The organism is Pseudactinotalea sp. Z1739, from assembly GCF_049725055.1.
Taxonomy (GTDB): domain Bacteria; phylum Actinomycetota; class Actinomycetes; order Actinomycetales; family Beutenbergiaceae; genus CALKWS01.
Genome location: NZ_JBMPQA010000007.1, coordinates 39,034 through 56,346 on the forward strand (window position 1 = coordinate 39,034; position 17,313 = coordinate 56,346).

The window sequence follows — 17,313 nt, forward strand, 5'->3', positions numbered from 1 at the left end:
GGTCGGGCCACGGCGGGCGTCGTGGGCACGGTGGCGGATAAGGTGCAGAGCATGAGTACGGCCGATCCGACCCCGGTACGCGGGGTGCCCAGCCCCGGCACCGCCGTCGATGAGGGCGAGCCGTCACCTGCCACAGCCGGCGCTGGTGGGACCGATCCCGAGCGGTCCGGTGCCACCGAGTCGGCCCGCACCCGCTCCGGTGCATGGCGCCGGGCCGAGGAGGCGCTCGCCCAGGGGTGGCAGCGCAGCACGCCCAAGGCGCGGTGGGTCACCGAGAAGGCGGCTCCGCTCAGCCGGCGGGCCGCACAGGTGAATCTGGTCCAGGTGGCCGCCGGGGTCGCGGTGACCGCCCTGGCCGCACTGCTGATCGCGGTCGCGGCACAGGTGGAGTGGGAGGTCGGGGTGTTGTCCGCGCCGCTGTGGCTGTTCGTGGGCGCGGCGCTGCTGGCCGGGGCCGTGCTGGGACCATGGCGCGGGCTGCTGGCTGCGGTGCTCTACCTGGTGATGGGCCTGGTGGGTGCCGCCTGGGCCGGCGACGGCACCGCCGCGCATACCGACGGCCCGTGGGCCGGGGTGCTGCTCACCCTGCCTCTGGCGGTGCTGATCACGGGGTGGATCAGCGCCCGCCACGCGAGGTTGCGCTCACCGGTGACCTCCGGTTGGTACTTCTTCGGCTGGTTCTTCTTCGCCGCCCTGGCCGGTCTGGTGCTGATCTACGCCGGCGGCTTGTGGACCCTGTTCGACCGGACCGCCGTCGGCGGCTGGGCGGTGTTCGCCACCATGTCGGCCCGGTTCCCCTTCGACGTCGCCCAGTGCATCCTGGTGGCGGTGATCGCCGTGGGCGTGCACCGCTTCGTCCCCGGTCTGCTCAGACGTTGAAGCCCAGCGCCCGGAGCTGCTCGCGGCCGTCGTCGGTGATCTTCTCCGGACCCCACGGCGGCATCCAGACCCAGTTGATCCGGGAGCCTTCGGTGATGCCCTCCAGGACCTGGGCGGCCTGATCCTCGATCACGTCGGTCAGCGGGCACGCCGCCGAGGTCAGTGTCATGTCGATGATCGCCTGGTTGTTCTGGTCCAGGCTGACCCCGTACACCAGGCCCAGGTCGACGATATTGATGCCGAGCTCGGGGTCGATCACATCGCGCAACGCTTCTTCCACGTCCGCGGCGGTCGGTGCTCCCGCAGGGGGCTGGTACTCGTTCTCGATCTCGATGTCAGTCATGGTTTCCTCATGCCTCGCTTCCTCACGTAGTGTCCTCGGGCCCGGACGAATCTGCAACCAGCGCCTGCGCGGTGGCATCCCGGAGTGCCATCCAACCCAGCAGCGCGCACTTGATCCGTGCCGGATAGCGGGCCACCCCGACGAAGGCGGTGGCATCGCCGAGTATTTCCGCCCGGGGTTCGGCGAGCGGCCGGCCACGCCCGTCCATCAACGCCCGGAAGGCCTCGGTGATCTCATCGGCCCGAGCTACCGGGAGGTCCCTGATCAGTTCGGTCAGCACCGAGGTGGAGGCCTGTGAGATGGAGCAGCCCATCCCCTCCCAGGTGACCTCGCCGATCCGGGGCGCACCGGTGGAGGTGTCGAGGTGAACCTGCAGGCGCACCTCGTCACCACAGGTCGGGTTGACCTGGAATGACTCACCGTCGGCGCGCTCGCGCAACCCGCGCCCGGTGCGCTGCTTGGCGTGGTCGAGGATCACCTGCTGGTACAGCTGGTCCAGGTTGCTCATGCTGCTCCTTCGAAGAAGGTGCGCACCCGGGCCAGGTGGGCGCAGAACTGATCGATGTCCTCGTGGCTGGTGTAGACCCCGGCCGAGGCGCGCGCGGAGGACGGCACGCCCAGGTGCCGGTGCAGCGGCTGTGCGCAGTGGTGGCCCACCCGGACCGCCACGCCGGCGTCGTCGAGCACCTGGCCCACGTCGTGGGGGTGGATGCCCTCGACCGCGAAGGAGACCACCGCGAGCCGGTCCGCAGGTTCGGTCGGTCCGAGCACGCGCACCCCCTCGATGCGGCTCAGACCGGTGAGCAGGTGCTCGGTGAGCGCGGCCTCGTGGGCGGCCAGTGCCGCCATGCCCAGTTCCTGCAGGTACCCCACCGCGGTGTGCAGGCCCACGGCCTGGGCCACCATCTGGGTGCCCGCCTCGAACCGCTGCGGTGGCGGGGCGTAGGTGGTCCCGGTCATCGTGACCACCTCCACCATCGATCCCCCGGTCGCCACCGGGGGCATCGCCTCCAGCAACTCACGACGGCCGTAGAGCACGCCGATACCGGTGGGGCCGAGCATCTTGTGCCCGGAGAACACCGCGAAGTCCACCCCCAGGGCGTGCAGGTCCAGGGGCAGGTGCGCGGCGGACTGGCAGGCATCCAGCACGGTGAGGGCACCGACTGCCTCGGCTGCGGCCACGACCGGCGCCACCGGGGTGATCGCTCCGGTCACGTTCGAGGCGTGCGTGAAGGCGACCACCTTCGTGGCCGGGCCGATCACGTCCAGGCCTGCCAGGTCGAGTCGTCCCTGGGCATCCAGACCGATCCAGCGCAGGGTGGCGCCGGTGCGGGCACACAACTCCTGCCAGGGCACCAGGTTGGCGTGGTGCTCGGCCTGGGTCACCACGATCTCATCGCCCGGGCCCACCGCCAGCGCCCGGGCCGCGGCGCCGCCGCGGCCGGCGGCGGCATTCGACATCGCGTACGCCACCACGTTGATGCCCTCGGTGGCGTTCTTGGTCCAGACGATCTCGTCGTCGTCGGCCCCCACGAAGGCGGCTACCCCGGCACGGGCCTGCTCGAAGAGTTCGGTGGCCTCCTCGGCCAGGGCGTGCGCGCCGCGGTGCACGGCGGCGTTGCGGGCGTGATAGAAGTCCTGCTCGGCGTCGATGACGCACTCGGGCTTCTGCGAGGTGGCCGCCGTGTCCAGGTAGATCAGCGGACGGCCACCCCGGACCGTGCGGCGCAGCAGCGGGAAGTCCGCGCGCACCGCCGCCAGTTCGGACTCGCTGAGTCCGCTCCGGTGCTCGATGCGGTGCGCGCTGGTCATCACACCGCCTGCAGGAACCGGTCGTAGCCCTCGGCCTCAAGGCGGTCGGCCAGCTCGGGGCCACCCTCCTCGGCGATGCGCCCGTTGACGAACACGTGCACGAAGTCGGGCTTGATGTGCTGCAGAACCCGGGTGTAGTGGGTGATCAGCACGATGCCGGCACCGGTCTCGGCCTGGGCGGCGTTGACGCCCTCGCCCACGATCCGCAGGGCGTCGACGTCCAGGCCGGAGTCGGTCTCGTCCAGGATCGCGAACCGCGGCCGGAGCAACTGCATCTGCAGGATCTCGTGGCGCTTCTTCTCACCGCCGGAGAAGCCGGTGTTGACGTCCCGCTGGGCGAAGTCGGTGCCCATCCGCAGGCCCTCCATCGCGGTGTTCATGTCCTTGACCCAGGTCCGCAGCGGCGGGGCCTGGCCGTCGATGGCGGTCTTGGCGGTGCGCAGGAAGTTCGACACCGACACCCCGGAGACCTCCACCGGGTACTGCATGGCCAGGAACACTCCGGCGCGGGCGCGCTCGTCCACCTCCATCTCCAGGACGTTCTCGCCGTCCAGGAGGATCTCACCGTCGGTGACCTCGTAGTTGGGGTGTCCGGCGATGGCGTAGGCCAGGGTGGACTTGCCCGAGCCGTTCGGGCCCATGATGGCGTGGATCTCGCCGCTGTTGATGGTCAGGTCCACGCCCTTCAGGATCGGCTTGGGGCCGTCCTGGGTGCCGACGCTGACGTGCAGGTTCTTGATCTCGAGCTTGCTCATGTGCTGGTTTCTTCTCTTCCTTGGTCTGGAGGTTTCTCAGGCGCTGGCGCCGACGGTCACATCAATATCGACGAGGACGTTGTCGCCCTCCACGGAGACGGAGTAGACGGGGACGGGCTGGGTGGCCGGCAGGCTCAGCGGCTTGCCGCTGGCCAGGTCGAAGGTCGACCCGTGCAACCAGCACTCGATCGTGGCCTCCTCCACCTCCCCCTCGGACAGGCTGACCTGGCCGTGGGAGCAGATGTCGGAGATCGCGTGGTAGTTCCCGTCCTCGTCCCGCACGATGGCGATCGGAACGGGCCGTCCGTCGACGTCCTCGAGGTCGGCGCGCATCGCCTCCCCGGGTTCGAGGTCACCGGTGTCGCATACGTACTGGGCGCTCATGCCGAGACAGCCTCGTACTGCCGGATCTCCTCTTCGATCGCTGCGGTGAGACGGTCGGTCACCTCGGGCACCGCGATCTGGTTGATGAGTTCGGCGAAGAAGCCGATCACCACCAGGCGGCGCGCCTCGGTCTCGGGGATCCCACGAGCGCGCAGGTAGAACAATTGCTCGTCGTCGAACCGGCCGGTGGCGCTGGCGTGGCCGGCACCCTCGATCTCGCCGGTCTCGATCTCCAGGTTCGGCACCGAGTCGGCGCGGGCACCCTCGGTGAGCACCAGATTCCGGTTCAGTTCGTAGGTGTCGGTGCCCTCGGCCTCGGACCGGATGACGACGTCGCCGATCCAGACCGCGTGGGCGTCCTTCCCCTGCAGCGCACCCTTGTAGGTCACCCGGGAGATGCAGTTCGGGGCCACGTGATCCACCAGCAGGCGGTGCTCCTGGTGCTGGCCGGAGTCGGTGAAGTACAACCCGACCTTCTCCACCTCACCGCCGGGCTCGGCCAGCTCCACGTCGGGGGTCAGCCGCACCACGTCACCCCCGAGGGTGACGACGATGTGGCGCAGGTTGGCATTGCGGCCCACCCTGGCCCGGTGCGCGCTGATGTGCACGCTGTCGCGCTCCCACTCCTGCAGGCTCACCAGGGTGAGCCGGGCACCCTCGCGCACGTCCACCTCCACGGTCTGGGCCAACTGGGCCGAGCCGAAGTGGTTCAGGATGATCGTGGCCTCGGAGTGCTCCTGCGCCACGACCAGCACGTGCTGGGCGCCTGGTTCGGTGCCCCCGGCACCGGTGATCGCCACCGAGGTGGGCTGATCCGGGGTCGCGTTGGCCGCCACGGTGATCACCGTGGCCTCGGTGGTGTTGTTCCAGGCCGCGGCCGAGACCCGGTCGGTCGGCGCTCCGATGCGGCCGAGCCGCTCGTCGTCGCGCCCCACCTGCTCGCTGTGCACGCCGGGGGCGGCGTCCACGACGACGGTCGGTGCCGGGCCGCTGAACTCATCGCCGAAGAAGGACTGGAACCGGTCCACCGGTGAGAAGCGCCACTCCTCCTCCCTGCCGGTGGGTACCGGGAAGTCCGAGAGCGCGAAGGAGGTGAACCGCTGTCCCGCAGGTTCGGGACCGGCGTGGCTGTGGGCACCGTCGGCGACGGCGAGGGTGTGGTCGGTCTTCATGGATTCCTTGTCTGGTGCGGTGCTGGACTGGACGTCGTTGGTCATCAACCGACGGATCCCTCCATCTGCAGTTCGATGAGCCGGTTCAACTCCAGGGCGTACTCCATCGGCAGTTCCCGGGCGATGGGCTCGATGAAGCCGCGCACGATCGTGGCCATCGCCTCGAACTCCGTCAGCCCACGGGACATCAGGTAGAACAACTGGTCCTCGCTGACCTTGGACACCGTGGCCTCGTGGCCCATCTCCACATCGTCCACGCGCACGTCGACGTAGGGGTAGGTGTCGGTCCGCGAGATCGTGTCCACCAGCAGCGCGTCGCACAGCACGGTCGACTTGGCGTGCGTGGCGCCCTCGAGCACCTGCACCAGCCCGCGGTAGGAGGAGCGCCCGCCACCACGGGACACGGACTTGGACACCACCGAGGAGGAGGTGTGCGGGGCCATGTGCACCATCTTGGCGCCGGTGTCCTGATGCTGACCGGAGCCGGAGAAGGCGGCCGAGAGGGTCTCCCCCCGGGCGTGCTCACCCATCAGGTAGATCGCCGGGTACTTCATCGTGGCCTTGGACCCGATGTTGCCGTCGACCCACTCCATGCTGCCGCCGGTGGCGACGGTGGCCCGCTTGGTCACCAGGTTGTACACGTTCTGCGACCAGTTCTGGATCGTGGTGTACCGGACGTTGGCGTCCTTCTTCACGATGATCTCCACCACGGCCGAGTGCAACGAGTCGGTCTTGTAGATCGGCGCGGTGCACCCCTCGACGTAGTGCACCGAGGAGCCCTCGTCGGCGATGATCAGGGTCCGCTCGAACTGGCCCATGTTCTCGGTGTTGATCCGGAAGTAGGCCTGCAGCGGGATCTCCACGTGCACGCCCGGCGGAACGTACACGAACGATCCACCGGACCAGACCGCGGTGTTCAATGACGCGAACTTGTTGTCGCCGGTGGGGATCACGGTGCCGAAGTACTCCTCGAAGAACTCCGGGTGCTCCTTCAGCGCGGTGTCGGTGTCCATGAAGATGACACCCTGGCGCTCGAGTTCCTCGTTGATCTGGTGGTAGACCACCTCGGACTCGTACTGGGCGGCCACACCGGCCACCAGCCGCTGCTTCTCCGCCTCGGGGATGCCGAGCTTGTCGTAGGTGTTCTTGATGTCCGCGGGCAGGTCCTCCCAGGTGGTGGCCTGCTTCTCGGTGGAGCGGACGAAGTACTTGATGTTGTCGAAGTCGATGCCGCTGAGGTCTGCGCCCCACTCCGGCATCGGCTTCTTGTCGAACAGTTTCAGGCCGCGCAGCCGCCGCTTGAGCATCCACTCCGGCTCGTCCTTCAGCCGGGAGATGTCCTGCACAACCTCCTCGCTCAGCCCGCGACGGGCCGAGGCACCGGCGTCGTCGGAATCGCTCCAGCCGAACTGGTAGGCGCCGAAACTCGCGATCGCCTCGTCCTGGCTGAGCTGCTCACGGGCCTTGTCGGCCTCCTGCGGTGTGGTGGTCGTCATGAATTTCCTTCCATGTCGTCATGGTGTGACGGTGTGCTGACCTGCGGAACGCCGGGTGGCACGTGCGTTGTGCACACGTGCTCGCCACCGGCCAGGGTGGCCAGTCGCTGCACATGCACTCCGAGTAGTTCCGAGAACGCACGGGTCTCGGACTCACACATCTGCGGGTACTGGGCCGCGATCGCATGGACCGGACAGTGACCCTGGCACAACTGTATGGCCAGATTCGCACCGACCGGGCGTGTGGACGCGGCGTAGCCATCCGCGCTGAGCAGATCGGCCAGCATCCGGGCGCGATCGGCCGGGTCCTGCCCGGCCGCCTCCACCGCCTGCCGGTAACGGCCCACCATCTCATCGGCCCGCCGGTCCGCGAACTGCTCCACCGCCTCATCACCCAGCCGGTCCCGCAGTTGCTCGATCGCCATCAGCGCAACCCTGGAGTAGCCATCGTCGAGCCTGGGCCGGGCCTCGGCGGTCGCGATGTAGCGCTTGGCGGGCCGACCCCGACCGCGGGGGTGCAGCGGGCTCTCCGGGCGCACCCTGATCTGCCCCTCGCTCTCCAGGGCGATCAGGTGCCGGCGAATCGCGGCGGAGGTCAGGGCCAACTCGGACGCGAGATCCGCGGCCCGCACCGGCCCGCGCTGAACCACCAAGTTCAGCACCCGCTCCCGGGTACTCTCCTCGATCTCACTGGCCTGCTCGCTCACACACATCACCTCCGCCCACCGCTAGGGCAATTACCTCACATTGTCCTTTCCAAATTGGCCCCTGGCAAGCAAGGCTGCCCTAAGTGAGTGTCGTCACAGGCGCGGGCCGCGCGCGCGGCCGGGCTAGGCTGGCGGGCGTGTCCACCCCCTGCGTGCACCTGGAGCAGGTGAGCCTGAGTTTCGGCCCCGTGCCGGTGCTGCGGAACCTGTCCTGGCAGGCCGAGGCCGGCCAGGTGACCGCGGTCCTGGGCCCCAACGGCGCCGGCAAGACCACCACGATGCTCACCTGTGAGGGTCTGCTGCGCCCGGACTCCGGACGGGTGCGGGTGCTGGGGCTGGATCCGCACACCGACGCGGCCGCGTTGCGCCCCCGGGTGGGCGTGATGATCCAGGACGGGGGTCTGCCGGTGATGGCCCACGCCCGAGCCCTGCTGGACCATGTGGCCCGGTTGTACGCCCACCCCCACGACACCGGCGAACTGGCCGACCTGCTCGGAATCGGGGAATTCGCCCGGACCGCGGTGCGGCGCCTGTCCGGGGGCCAGCGCCAGCGACTGGCGCTGGCGCTGGCGATCGTGGGCAGACCCGAACTGGTGTTCCTGGACGAGCCGACCGCCGGCTTGGACGCCCACGGCCGCGAGGTGGTCTGGGACCTGGTCCGGGGCCTGCGCGCAGCCGGCACCTCGGTGATCCTGAGCACCCACGTGATGGAGGAGGCCGAGTCCCTGGCCGATCAGGTGGTGATCATGGACCGCGGTGTCGTGGTCGCCGCCGGCAGTCCCGGCGAGCTGACCGGCGCGGGCGAGGACGTCAACCGCGTGCACATCACCGGCCCGATCGACGCCGAGGCGCTCGGGGCGCTGCGCAGTGTGGCCACCGAGCACGGGCTCGATGTGTCCGTGCCATCCGAGCGGGCCCTGCGCGAGGTGTTCCTGGACCTGACCGGGCCGGAGGAACGATGACCCACACGCTCGGTCTCGCCCCGCATCCCGGTGCCGCGTCGCGACCCCGGCGGGTGCTGGCCCAGGCTTCCTTCGAGGTGCGCACCACGCTGCGCCACGGTGAGCAGCTGCTCATCACCGCGATCCTGCCCGCCCTGTTCCTGGTCGTCCTGGCGCGCACCGAGGTCTTCACCCTGCCGGTATCCGGCGGGCAGGAACGGATCGACCTGGTCACACCCGGCGTGCTCGCGCTGGCGGTGCTCTCCAGTGCCTTCACCGGCCCGGCGATCGCCACCGGGTTCGACCGGCGGGCCGGCGCCCTGCGGCTGCTCGCCACCACTCCGCTAGGCCGCGGCGGGCTGCTGGCCGGGCGGATTCTCGGGGTGGGTTTCATCCAGGTGCTCCAGGTGACGCTACTTGCCTCGCTCGCTGTGACACTGGGTTGGCGCCCACCACTGGCCGGTGCCGCGCTCGGGGCGCTGCCCTTCGCCGCCGGGACGGCGGCCTTCACCGCGTTGGCGATGCTGGTGGCCGGCACGCTTCGGACCGAGGCGGTGCTGGCAGGGTCGAACCTGCTGTGGGTGCTGATGGCGATCGGCGGCGGCGTGCTGTTACCCACCGGATCGCGCTGGCTGCCCTCGGCCGCGCTGGGCGACGGCCTCCGCGCGGCGATGAACCTGGAGGTGGCCACGGTCGCTGTGTGCACCGCCATCCTGATCGGGTGGGCGGGTGTCCTCACCGCCGGGGCGCTGCGCTGGTTCCGCTGGCATTGAGGCGCCCGCACACCACGTATCCTGGGCGGGTGGACGTCGAACGTGTGCGCCGTTGGATCCCCGTCGTCGCCTGGGCCAATCTCGTGGTCCAGATCGGCATCATCATCACCGGGGGCGCGGTCCGCCTGACCGGTTCGGGGCTGGGCTGTTCCACCTGGCCCAACTGTGAGCCCGGGCAGTTCACCCCGCAACTGCGCGACGCCACCGACTTCCACGGAGCGATCGAGTTCGGCAACCGCGCCCTGGCCGCGGTGGTGTTCGTCGTCGCCCTGTCCCTGGTGGTGCTGCTGGTGGTGGCCGGGCGCAAGCAACCGCACCGGCGCCGCCGCGGGCTCGAGGCGCTCGCTGCCGGCATCGCCGCAGGTGTGCTCATCCAGGCGGTCGTGGGCGGGATGACGGTATGGTTCGAGCTGCATCCGGCCCTGGTCGGTTCGCACTTCCTGCTCTCTGGTGTGCTGGTGGCCGCCTCGACCTACCTGCTGGCGCGCCTGCGCGAGGGTGATGGCCCGCCCAGGCCGCTCGCGGCCGAGGGTCTGGGTCCGGTACGCACCCTGGTGGTGGTCCTGATGCTGGTGACCGTGGTGCTGGTGGTCCTGGGGGTGATCGTCACCGGCGCCGGCCCGCACTCCGGTGATCAGGACGTCGGCTACCGGTTCGCCGTGGACCCGGTCTCGGTGGCGCGGGTGCACGCCGGTGCGGCCTGGGCATTCACCGCCACGGTGATCACCCTGCTGGTGCTGCTGCACCGGGCCCGGGCGAACGTGGGGGCCGGTGCTGAACTCACCCGAGCGCGCCGCCGCACCTGGGTGCTGCTTGCGGTGACGCTGGCCCAGGGGGTGGTCGGCTACGTGCAGTACTTCACCGGGCTCCCGGAACTGCTGGTGGGGATCCACCTGTTCGCCGCCGCGGTGCTGATCGCCGCGGTCACCTTCACCGTCACCGGACTGCGGGTCCGCGAGCCGGTCCCGGCGACCGAGACGCTACAGGCCGCCTGAGCGCGGCACCCACGCGGCGTCGGCGGGGCGTAGACCGTCCCAGTCGCGGCCGGCCAGGACGTGGGCGGCCAGTGCGCCCGCGACGGTGCTGGGGTTGTGGATCCGGCCGGCCAGCACCGCATCGACCGCCTCCTCCAGGGCCACCCACCGGCTGATCATGCCGGCCTCCTCGGCCACCCGCTGGTGCCGGTCGCGCGTGGGCACCGGGTGCAGGTCCCGGGCCAGGAACACCCTGACCGCCTCGTCCGAGCCACCGGGGCTGGTGTAGAAGTCCACCAGGGTGTCCCAGCGAGCGGCGCGCAGATCCGCTTCCTCGGCCAGTTCCCGCGCCGCTGCGGCCACCAGATCCTCTCCCTGTTGATCCAGGAGGCCGGCGGGGACCTCCCACAGGTAGGAGCGCACGGGGTGGCGGTACTGGCGCAGCAGCAGCATCCGTCCGGCCTCATCCAGGGCCACGATCGCTACCGCCCCGGGATGACGCAGGTACTCGCGCACCACCTGCCCGCCGGGGCCCAGGTCCACGTCCTGGCTGACCAGATCCATCACGGCGCCACGGTGGATCTCCACCAGGTCGCCGGTCCGGAGCCGCGCCGGTTCGTCGGCGAATCCGGCCGCCGCGCTCACTCCCCGGCCGCCAGCGGCGCCGGCTCGACCTCGATCAGACGGGTCTGGCGCTGACGGTCCAGTGCTGCCCCGATCAGGCCCCGGAACAACGGGTGGGCCCGGGTGGGCCGGGACTTGAATTCCGGGTGGGCCTGGGTGGCCACGTAGTAGGGGTGCTGCTCGGTGTCGAGCTCCACGAACTCGACCAGTTCGGAGTCCGGGGACCGACCCGAGATCACCAGGCCGGCCTCGGCCAGGTCCCCGCGGTAGGCGTTGTTCACCTCGTACCGGTGCCGGTGGCGCTCGCTCACGTGCTCGGCGTCGTAGGTACGGGCCACCAGGGAGCCCGGCGTCAGTACCGCCGGGAAGGACCCCAGTCGCATCGTTCCGCCGAGTTGGCCCTCCCCGCCGACGTTCTGACGTTGCTCGGCCATCGTGGCCACCACCGGATGGTCCGTCTGGGGGTCGAACTCGCTGGAGGAGGCATCGTCGAGCCCGAGTGCGTTGCGCGCGTACTCGATCACCATCGCCTGCATTCCCAGGCAGATGCCCAGGGTGGGCACCTGCTGCTCCCGTGACCAGCGCAGCGCCCCGAGTTTGCCCTCGATGCCACGCACGCCGAAACCGCCGGGCACCAGCACGCCGTCGACCCCGGCCAGCGCCTGACGGGCAGCCCCGGGGGTGGCACAGGCATCGGAGGGGACCCACCGGATGTTCACCCGGGCGTTCTCGGCGAATCCTCCGGCGCGCAGCGCCTCGGTCACCGACAGGTAGGCATCGGGCAGGTCGATGTACTTGCCCACGAGTGCGATCTCGACCGCGTGGGCCGGGTGGTGAACCCGTTCCAGCAACGTGTGCCAGGTGTCCCACTGCACGTCCCGGAACGGGATCCCCAGACGCCGGATCACGTAGGCGTCCAGCCCCTCGGAGTGCAGCACCTTGGGGATGTCGTAGATGCTGGCAGCGTCGATACAGGTGATGACCGCCTCGCGATCGACGTCACACATCGCGGCCAGTTTGGCCTTGACCGACTCCGGGATGTCTCGGTCGGCCCGCGCCACGATCGCATCGGGCTGGATACCGATGCTGCGCAGCGCGGCCACCGAGTGCTGGGTGGGTTTGGTCTTCAGTTCCCCGCTGGGACCCAGATAGGGGATCAGCGAGACGTGCACGAAGAAACAGTTGTCCCGACCGATGTCCTGACGGACCTGCCGGGCCGCCTCCAGGAACGGCTGGGACTCGATATCGCCGACGGTCCCCCCGACCTCGGTGATGATCACATCGGGTGCCTCCCGGTCATCACCCGGAGTGGCCTGGGCACGCATCCGGCGCTTGATCTCATCGGTGATGTGGGGGATCACCTGCACGGTGTCGCCCAGGTACTCCCCGCGGCGCTCCTTGGCGATCACCTCCGAGTACACCTGGCCGGTGGTCACGTTCGCCTCGGCGCTCAGGTTCGCGTCCAGGAAACGCTCATAGTGCCCGATGTCCAGGTCGGTCTCGGCGCCGTCCTCGGTGACGAACACCTCACCGTGCTGGAAGGGGTTCATCGTGCCCGGATCCACGTTCAGGTACGGGTCCAGTTTCTGCATCGTCACCCGCATGCCGCGGGCGGTGAGCAACTGGCCCAGGCTGGCGGCCGTCAGGCCCTTGCCGAGGGATGACGCCACACCGCCGGTCACGAAGATGTGCCGGGGAACGGGGGGCAGGTTGCCGGGAAGCCGGTCCGAAGAGATCACCACGGACTCCCACTCTAACCGATCAGACCAGGGTTCGGTAGCAGCGTTGTATCTGGGCGAGCGTATCGGCGCGGCTGGGGAGCTCGCCCCGACGGCGACGCGCAGCCGCACCCAGTTCGGTAGCCAGAGCGGCATCGGTCAGGACCGCGCTGACGCGCTCGGCCATCGCGCCGGCGTCCCCGTAGGGCACCAGGAGCGCGGCATCCCCGGTCACCTCCCCGGTGCCACCCACATCGGTGGCCACGATCGGGCGGCCCGCGCGCAAGGCCTCCTGCAGGTTCAGCGGCTGCCCCTCCCAGGAACTGGTCGAGACCACCACGTCGGCAAGGGCGAGCAGTTCCGGGGCGTCGCTGCGGTGACCCAGGACGTGCACCGGCAATCCCGCCTCCCCCGCGCGCCGGCGCAGGTCCTCCAGCATCGGCCCGCCGCCGGCGACCAGCCAGTGCACCTGCGGCACCCGCTCGACCAGCAGCACCGCGGCCTCCATGAGCAGATCCAGACCCTTCTGCGGTGCGAGCCGCGCCAGGGTCAGCACCACCGGCGCGTCCTCGGGCAGGCCCAACTCCCGGCGCAGGGCCATCAGGGCCTCGGTGCCCGGTCCGGCATCGTCGTCCCCGGTGGGTCGCCCCGGGGGGAACGGGGCCGGCACCAGGGCCCGCTCGGCGTGGGCGGCACCCAGGTCCCGGGCGCGGTCCACCAGGTCCCCGCTGACGCCCAGGATCACCTGGGCGCGGCGTGTCACCAGCCGTTCCAGCACGGCGCCCACCGCGCGTACCCGCGCTGACCCGACGGGCTTGTTGTGCAACGTGACCACGAGCCCGGGGCCTCGCCGGCCGGTCAGCGCCAACGCGGCCAGGGCGCCGGCACGCAATCCGTGGGCGTGCAGCACGTCGGCACCACGGGAGAGTGCCCGGATCCGGCCGATCGCCCGGAGATCGGCGGGTCTGGGCCGCTCGGCGATGTCGACCACCCGCGTGGGCGCCTCGGTCGTGGCCACCACATCGGCCGGGCCGGCCAGCACCACCCGGTGGCCGGACTCACGGAGCCCGGCTGTGAGGTCCTGGGCGTGCCGGCCGGCACCCCCGGTGGTGGTGCCGGTCAGTTGCAGAACGTGTAGGTCAGCCACGAACCCTCCGGAAGACGTTGACGGTGCCGCGGTCGCCCGCGGCCACGGCCAGGCCGACCAGCCCCATCGAGACCACCGCCCCGAGCAGACCGGCCATGATCGCCGAGATCAGTGAGTGCCCCGCCAGGTCCAGTACGGCCACGGTGGCGAACCGCCCGATCAGCGCCCCCACCAGGGTCCCGGTGCCGGCCACCGCCACCGAGCGGCCGATCGCACCGAGTACGCGCCGGTGCACCACGTTCGCGAATGCCCCCAGCAGCGCGACCGCCGCGACCGTCATCCCCACGCTGTGGCCCAGCCCGAGCGCGGCCAGGGTGCCCGGCCCGTCTCCTCCCTCCGGTGCCCAGGCGAACACGCCGACGAGGCAGGCCAGCGAGACCACCGCCCACCCCAGTGAGGTGGCGGCCAGCGCGGCGCGGCTGCGGTCCATCGCGTACAACACCCGGGTGACGTGGAATGTCAGCGACAGGCCCACCACCCCCGGCGCCATCCAGGTCAGCGCCTGGCTCATCCCGGTGGTGTCGTTCCAGGTGGCGAAGACCTGCGCGATCGCCGGCGCTACCGCGATCAGGCCGGCCACCCCGGCGAAGGAGACCGCGAGCACGGCCCGGGTGGAGGTCTCGGCGACCCGGGCGAAGGGGGCCAGGTCGGAGTGGGCGGCTAGTTCGGCCAATCGCGGATAGACGGCGGTGGCCAGCGGCACCGCGAGCACCGCGTAGGGCAACCAGTACACCGCCTGGGACCACTGGAACAGGTTGATGGTGCCGTCCACGCCGCCGTTCAGCGCCAGCAGCATCACCACCACCACCGAGACCTGTTGGGCCAGCAGCGCACCGACGCCGGCCAGGGCGAGTGCGCGGGCCCGTGCGGCCACCCCGGGCGGGAACCGCAACCGCGGACGCAGCCGTACGCCGCAGCGCCAGACCGGGATCAGCAACGGCAGCGCCATCACGGCCACCCCTGCGGTCGTCCCCCAGGCCAGCACCGCCAGGGCGGTGTCGGACAGACGCCCGGGCTCATCCTGCAGCCCGTTCGCCAGGTAGCCGAAGGCGACGTAGGTCGCCATCACCATCAGCGTGGACAGGATCGGCGCCAGCGCGGGGGCCAGGAATCGCTTGTGCGCCTGGAGCACCCCGGTGAGTACCACCCCGATTCCGTAGAGCACCACCTGTGGGGAGAACACGATGAGGAAGTAGGTGACCAACTCCACCTGCGCGGCGCCATCGGCTCCCTGCGGGGTCGGCAGCAGGGTGGCGATCTGGCGGGCGAACAGTCCGAGCAGGAGCGCCACCGGGGTCAGCACCATCACTGCCCAGGTGAGCAGGGCGGAGGCGATCTGGTTCACCTCACCGCGCAGCCGGCGGGCGATGGGCCCGGCCAGCACCGGGATGACCGCTCCGGCCAGAGCCCCTCCGGCGACCACCTCGTAGAGCACGTTCGGCACCAGGTTCGCCGCCCCGTAGGCGGTGCCGGTGGCACTGGCCTGCACGGTGGCCGACTGCACCAGCCATCGGCCGAACCCCAGCACCCGGGAGACCACGGTCAGGGCAGCGATCAGCGTCGCCGCCCCCGCGATCCCACCGATCAGGTAGCGCAGCCTCACCCGGACCGACCCCAGGTGTCCAGTGCGCGCAGCGCCGGCACAGACTCGATCACCCGGGAGAAACTGACCTTCTCACTCAGCAGGGTCAGGCCCACCACCCCGGCCAGCACGCCGGTGCGCAGCCCGGCGCTGGGGTGCAGGGCCAGGGCCGTGCCGACCAGGGCTCCCAGGGCGTTCGCCCCGGCATCCCCCAGCATCGTCTCCTCGGTCAGGTCGGTGTGCCACGAGGCGGCCGTCACCGCCAGCGCACCGGTGGCCAGCGGGGCGCCCGGGCTACGGCCCAGCGCCGGTCCGAGGCTGAGCGCACCGGCAACCTTGAGCGCCCGGCCCGGCCGCAGATCGAACAGGTTGAGCAGATTCGCGGTGCCGGCGATCAGCGCTGCCGAGGTCAGCACGTCCCCGCCCCGGGCCAACCGCCCGGGGGCTGGCCCGGAGCCACGCCGCCCGGCTGCGGTGCCGATCATGGCACCGATCAGCGCGGCGCCGGAGATCCCCAGGAGTTTGGCCCCCCCGGTGGTCAACCGGCCCTGCGCAAGCGCTCGTACGTGGCCGCGCAGTCCCTTGTCCACGCTGTCGGTGTCCCGGTCATCGAGCGCGCCGAGCACACCGGCGGTGCCGGCGGTCACGACCGCGGCCGCGCCCGCGCGACCGCCGGCCCCGGCAGCGCTCGCGACCGCCCCGGCCGCCGTGGACAGCCCACCGGTGAGGCTGACCTGGTTTCCGCGGAAGTTCGATCGGGTCCAGCGCGGCGTACCCGCAGGCAGGGTCGAGCGCAGGATCTCGCTGAGGCTGGCCGTCAGGCCGGCACCGAGTGCGGACGCGGCCAGCCTGCTCATCCCTCGTTCACCCCGTCGGCGCCGGTGTCCTCCTGCCCGGCACCATCGTCCTGCTCGTCGGTGTCATCGGTGCCCGCTGCGCCGTCACCGGCCTCGCCGTCCTCCGCATCCTCGGTGTCCGCATCGGTCTCCGGGGCATCGGGTGAGCCCGGTGCGAAGTCCTCGGGGTCGGGCGGGGGGAGCATGGTGGTGCTCGGGAATCCCTCCTCGGCACTGTCGGTGGTGCCGTAGGCCCCGCCGGACCCGGCGACATCAGCGGCCAGGGCCAGCGGGACGGTCACCTGACCGGTGATCAGATCCACCCCGTCCACGGTGCTCATCGCCTCGCTGAGCGCCTCCTGCTCGCGCACCGCGAGCACCAGGTTGCCCTCCTCGCGTGCGGCACCGGCGAGTACGTTGCCCTCCCCGGTCCGGGCCAGCCCGGTGAGGGTGGAGATCAGCACCACGTTGGTCTGGCCGGCCAGTTCGACGTCCTCGACCTCCTCGGTGCCGTCGATCACCACGGTGGCGTAGGCCGGGGCGCTGGGGGCTTCGATCTCCTCGATCAGGTCGGAGGAGATCAACAGGTCATACATCGCCTCGGCCTGCTCGGAGGCCTGGCCGGTGTTCTCCGGGTCCCGCAGCGTCAGGGCCTGCCCCAGGGCGGTCCCGAGGATCTGATCGGCGCCGGTGTCGTCGTCCGGCTGGGGGTTGAGGTAGGCGGCGATGTTGCCCGCGATCCCGGACCGGAAGGCGCGCTGACCGGGGTCGGTCCAGCCCTCGGCCAGCACGGTGCGCGAGGTCACCTCGGCACCGGCCTGGTCCAGACGGGCCAGCACGGCATCGACCGCGTCACCCCCGGCGCCGGGAAGTTCCACGACGGCGACGGTGCGGCCCTCGAGCGCCCCGCTGAGCAGCACCGGGCTGGCGGCCGCCACGAACTGCGCGGTTTCGGCGCCGTCGGCCTCGGCCTCGTCCAGAGCCTGGCGCAGGTCCTCCCGCTCCACCCGGAGCTGGTCCACCTGCCCGGACAGTTCCTCGGCCAGGTAGTCCCGCAACGGACCCGCGCCGATCACGATGCCCACGGCCAGTGCCATGAACACCGCGATCAGGGAGACGATGTGGTAGCGGAAATCGATCACGTGCAGTCCTTCTCTCGCATGGCCGGCG

The 17,313-nt window shown here is 70.8% G+C and carries 18 protein-coding genes; 4 read left to right on the forward strand and 14 right to left on the reverse strand.

Annotated elements, in window-relative coordinates; all coding sequences use genetic code 11:
* Nucleotides 1-51: 51 nt before the first annotated feature.
* On the forward strand, nt 52-879 hold the full coding sequence (locus ACO0LV_RS10505; protein ID WP_424787848.1) for a biotin transporter BioY: 828 nt from the start codon (nt 52-54) through the stop codon (nt 877-879).
* Here the strand turns inward: ACO0LV_RS10505 and ACO0LV_RS10510 are convergent.
* From ACO0LV_RS10510 to ACO0LV_RS10545, 8 genes are read right to left on the reverse strand one after another with little or no spacing between them, the layout of a single operon-like run.
* Nucleotides 869-1,222 carry a metal-sulfur cluster assembly factor gene (locus tag ACO0LV_RS10510; protein WP_424787849.1) on the reverse strand — a complete coding sequence of 118 codons (354 nt, stop codon included), beginning with the start codon at nt 1,220-1,222 and terminating at the stop codon, nt 869-871. The genes ACO0LV_RS10505 and ACO0LV_RS10510 overlap by 11 nt on opposite strands.
* Nucleotides 1,223-1,244: 22 nt before the next feature.
* A complete protein-coding gene (sufU, locus tag ACO0LV_RS10515) occupies nt 1,245-1,730 on the reverse strand; it encodes a Fe-S cluster assembly sulfur transfer protein SufU (RefSeq protein ID WP_424787850.1) in 486 nt (161 codons plus the stop codon).
* A complete protein-coding gene (locus ACO0LV_RS10520; RefSeq protein WP_424787851.1) occupies nt 1,727-3,034 on the reverse strand; it encodes a SufS family cysteine desulfurase in 1,308 nt (435 codons plus the stop codon). Before ACO0LV_RS10520 ends, sufU begins: the two co-directional genes overlap by 4 nt.
* Nucleotides 3,034-3,789: a Fe-S cluster assembly ATPase SufC gene (gene sufC / locus ACO0LV_RS10525; protein WP_424787852.1), complete on the reverse strand. Its 756-nt coding sequence runs from the start codon at nt 3,787-3,789 to the stop codon at nt 3,034-3,036. Before sufC ends, ACO0LV_RS10520 begins: the two co-directional genes overlap by 1 nt.
* A gap of 36 nt (nt 3,790-3,825) precedes the next feature.
* Entirely contained in the window at nt 3,826-4,173 is a 348-nt protein-coding gene (locus ACO0LV_RS10530) for a non-heme iron oxygenase ferredoxin subunit (RefSeq protein ID WP_424787853.1), read from the reverse strand.
* Complete coding sequence (gene sufD / locus ACO0LV_RS10535) at nt 4,170-5,390, reverse strand: Fe-S cluster assembly protein SufD (protein ID WP_424787854.1); 1,221 nt, start codon at nt 5,388-5,390, stop codon at nt 4,170-4,172. Before sufD ends, ACO0LV_RS10530 begins: the two co-directional genes overlap by 4 nt.
* Nucleotides 5,390-6,841 carry a Fe-S cluster assembly protein SufB gene (gene sufB, locus ACO0LV_RS10540; RefSeq protein ID WP_424787855.1) on the reverse strand — a complete coding sequence of 484 codons (1,452 nt, stop codon included), beginning with the start codon at nt 6,839-6,841 and terminating at the stop codon, nt 5,390-5,392. The genes sufD and sufB overlap by 1 nt, the downstream gene beginning before the upstream one ends.
* Nucleotides 6,838-7,554, reverse strand: coding sequence for a helix-turn-helix transcriptional regulator (locus ACO0LV_RS10545; protein WP_424788015.1), 717 nt, complete (start codon nt 7,552-7,554; stop codon nt 6,838-6,840). The genes sufB and ACO0LV_RS10545 overlap by 4 nt, the downstream gene beginning before the upstream one ends.
* Nucleotides 7,555-7,685: 131 nt before the next feature.
* Here ACO0LV_RS10545 and ACO0LV_RS10550 point away from each other — a divergent pair, with 131 nt between their 5' ends.
* The 3 genes from ACO0LV_RS10550 to ACO0LV_RS10560 are packed head-to-tail and all read left to right on the forward strand — an operon-like array spanning nt 7,686 to nt 10,257.
* Nucleotides 7,686-8,510, forward strand: a complete 825-nt coding sequence (locus ACO0LV_RS10550; RefSeq protein WP_424787856.1) for an ABC transporter ATP-binding protein — start codon at nt 7,686-7,688, stop codon at nt 8,508-8,510.
* Entirely contained in the window at nt 8,507-9,262 is a 756-nt protein-coding gene (locus tag ACO0LV_RS10555) for an ABC transporter permease (RefSeq protein WP_424787857.1), read from the forward strand. The genes ACO0LV_RS10550 and ACO0LV_RS10555 overlap by 4 nt, the downstream gene beginning before the upstream one ends.
* 29 nt (nt 9,263-9,291) lie before the next feature.
* The gene (locus tag ACO0LV_RS10560) at nt 9,292-10,257 is read left to right on the forward strand and encodes a COX15/CtaA family protein (protein WP_424787858.1); all 966 of its coding nucleotides are present in this window, start codon (nt 9,292-9,294) and stop codon (nt 10,255-10,257) included.
* Here ACO0LV_RS10560 and ACO0LV_RS10565 read toward each other — a convergent pair.
* From ACO0LV_RS10565 to ACO0LV_RS10590, 6 genes are read right to left on the reverse strand one after another with little or no spacing between them, the layout of a single operon-like run.
* Nucleotides 10,243-10,881, reverse strand: a complete 639-nt coding sequence (locus ACO0LV_RS10565; RefSeq protein ID WP_424787859.1) for an NUDIX domain-containing protein — start codon at nt 10,879-10,881, stop codon at nt 10,243-10,245. The genes ACO0LV_RS10560 and ACO0LV_RS10565 overlap by 15 nt on opposite strands.
* Nucleotides 10,878-12,602, reverse strand: a complete 1,725-nt coding sequence (locus tag ACO0LV_RS10570) for a CTP synthase (RefSeq protein ID WP_424787860.1) — start codon at nt 12,600-12,602, stop codon at nt 10,878-10,880. Before ACO0LV_RS10570 ends, ACO0LV_RS10565 begins: the two co-directional genes overlap by 4 nt.
* Before the next feature lie 19 nt (nt 12,603-12,621).
* On the reverse strand, nt 12,622-13,725 hold the full coding sequence (locus ACO0LV_RS10575) for a glycosyltransferase family 4 protein (RefSeq protein WP_424787861.1): 1,104 nt from the start codon (nt 13,723-13,725) through the stop codon (nt 12,622-12,624).
* Nucleotides 13,718-15,328 (reverse strand): murein biosynthesis integral membrane protein MurJ, encoded by a 1,611-nt coding sequence (murJ, locus tag ACO0LV_RS10580; protein WP_424787862.1) that lies wholly within the window; start codon nt 15,326-15,328, stop codon nt 13,718-13,720. Before murJ ends, ACO0LV_RS10575 begins: the two co-directional genes overlap by 8 nt.
* Nucleotides 15,325-16,164: a hypothetical protein gene (locus ACO0LV_RS10585; protein ID WP_424787863.1), complete on the reverse strand. Its 840-nt coding sequence runs from the start codon at nt 16,162-16,164 to the stop codon at nt 15,325-15,327. The genes murJ and ACO0LV_RS10585 overlap by 4 nt, the downstream gene beginning before the upstream one ends.
* Nucleotides 16,161-17,285 carry a copper transporter gene (locus ACO0LV_RS10590; RefSeq protein ID WP_424787864.1) on the reverse strand — a complete coding sequence of 375 codons (1,125 nt, stop codon included), beginning with the start codon at nt 17,283-17,285 and terminating at the stop codon, nt 16,161-16,163. The genes ACO0LV_RS10585 and ACO0LV_RS10590 overlap by 4 nt, the downstream gene beginning before the upstream one ends.
* Nucleotides 17,286-17,313: the final 28 nt, after the last annotated feature.

Bases quoted from the DNA above. Each gene is read 5' to 3' on its own strand.
- ACO0LV_RS10505 (WP_424787848.1), top strand. From the start codon at position 52: ATGAGTACGGCCGATCCGACCCCGGTACGCGGGGTGCCCAGCCCCGGC.
- ACO0LV_RS10510 (WP_424787849.1), bottom strand. From the start codon at position 1,222: ATGACTGACATCGAGATCGAGAACGAGTACCAGCCCCCTGCGGGAGCA.
- sufU (WP_424787850.1), bottom strand. From the start codon at position 1,730: ATGAGCAACCTGGACCAGCTGTACCAGCAGGTGATCCTCGACCACGCC.
- ACO0LV_RS10520 (WP_424787851.1), bottom strand. From the start codon at position 3,034: ATGACCAGCGCGCACCGCATCGAGCACCGGAGCGGACTCAGCGAGTCC.
- sufC (WP_424787852.1), bottom strand. From the start codon at position 3,789: ATGAGCAAGCTCGAGATCAAGAACCTGCACGTCAGCGTCGGCACCCAG.
- ACO0LV_RS10530 (WP_424787853.1), bottom strand. From the start codon at position 4,173: ATGAGCGCCCAGTACGTATGCGACACCGGTGACCTCGAACCCGGGGAG.
- sufD (WP_424787854.1), bottom strand. From the start codon at position 5,390: ATGACCAACGACGTCCAGTCCAGCACCGCACCAGACAAGGAATCCATG.
- sufB (WP_424787855.1), bottom strand. From the start codon at position 6,841: ATGACGACCACCACACCGCAGGAGGCCGACAAGGCCCGTGAGCAGCTC.
- ACO0LV_RS10545 (WP_424788015.1), bottom strand. From the start codon at position 7,554: ATGTGTGTGAGCGAGCAGGCCAGTGAGATCGAGGAGAGTACCCGGGAG.
- ACO0LV_RS10555 (WP_424787857.1), top strand. From the start codon at position 8,507: ATGACCCACACGCTCGGTCTCGCCCCGCATCCCGGTGCCGCGTCGCGA.
- ACO0LV_RS10585 (WP_424787863.1), bottom strand. From the start codon at position 16,164: ATGAGCAGGCTGGCCGCGTCCGCACTCGGTGCCGGCCTGACGGCCAGC.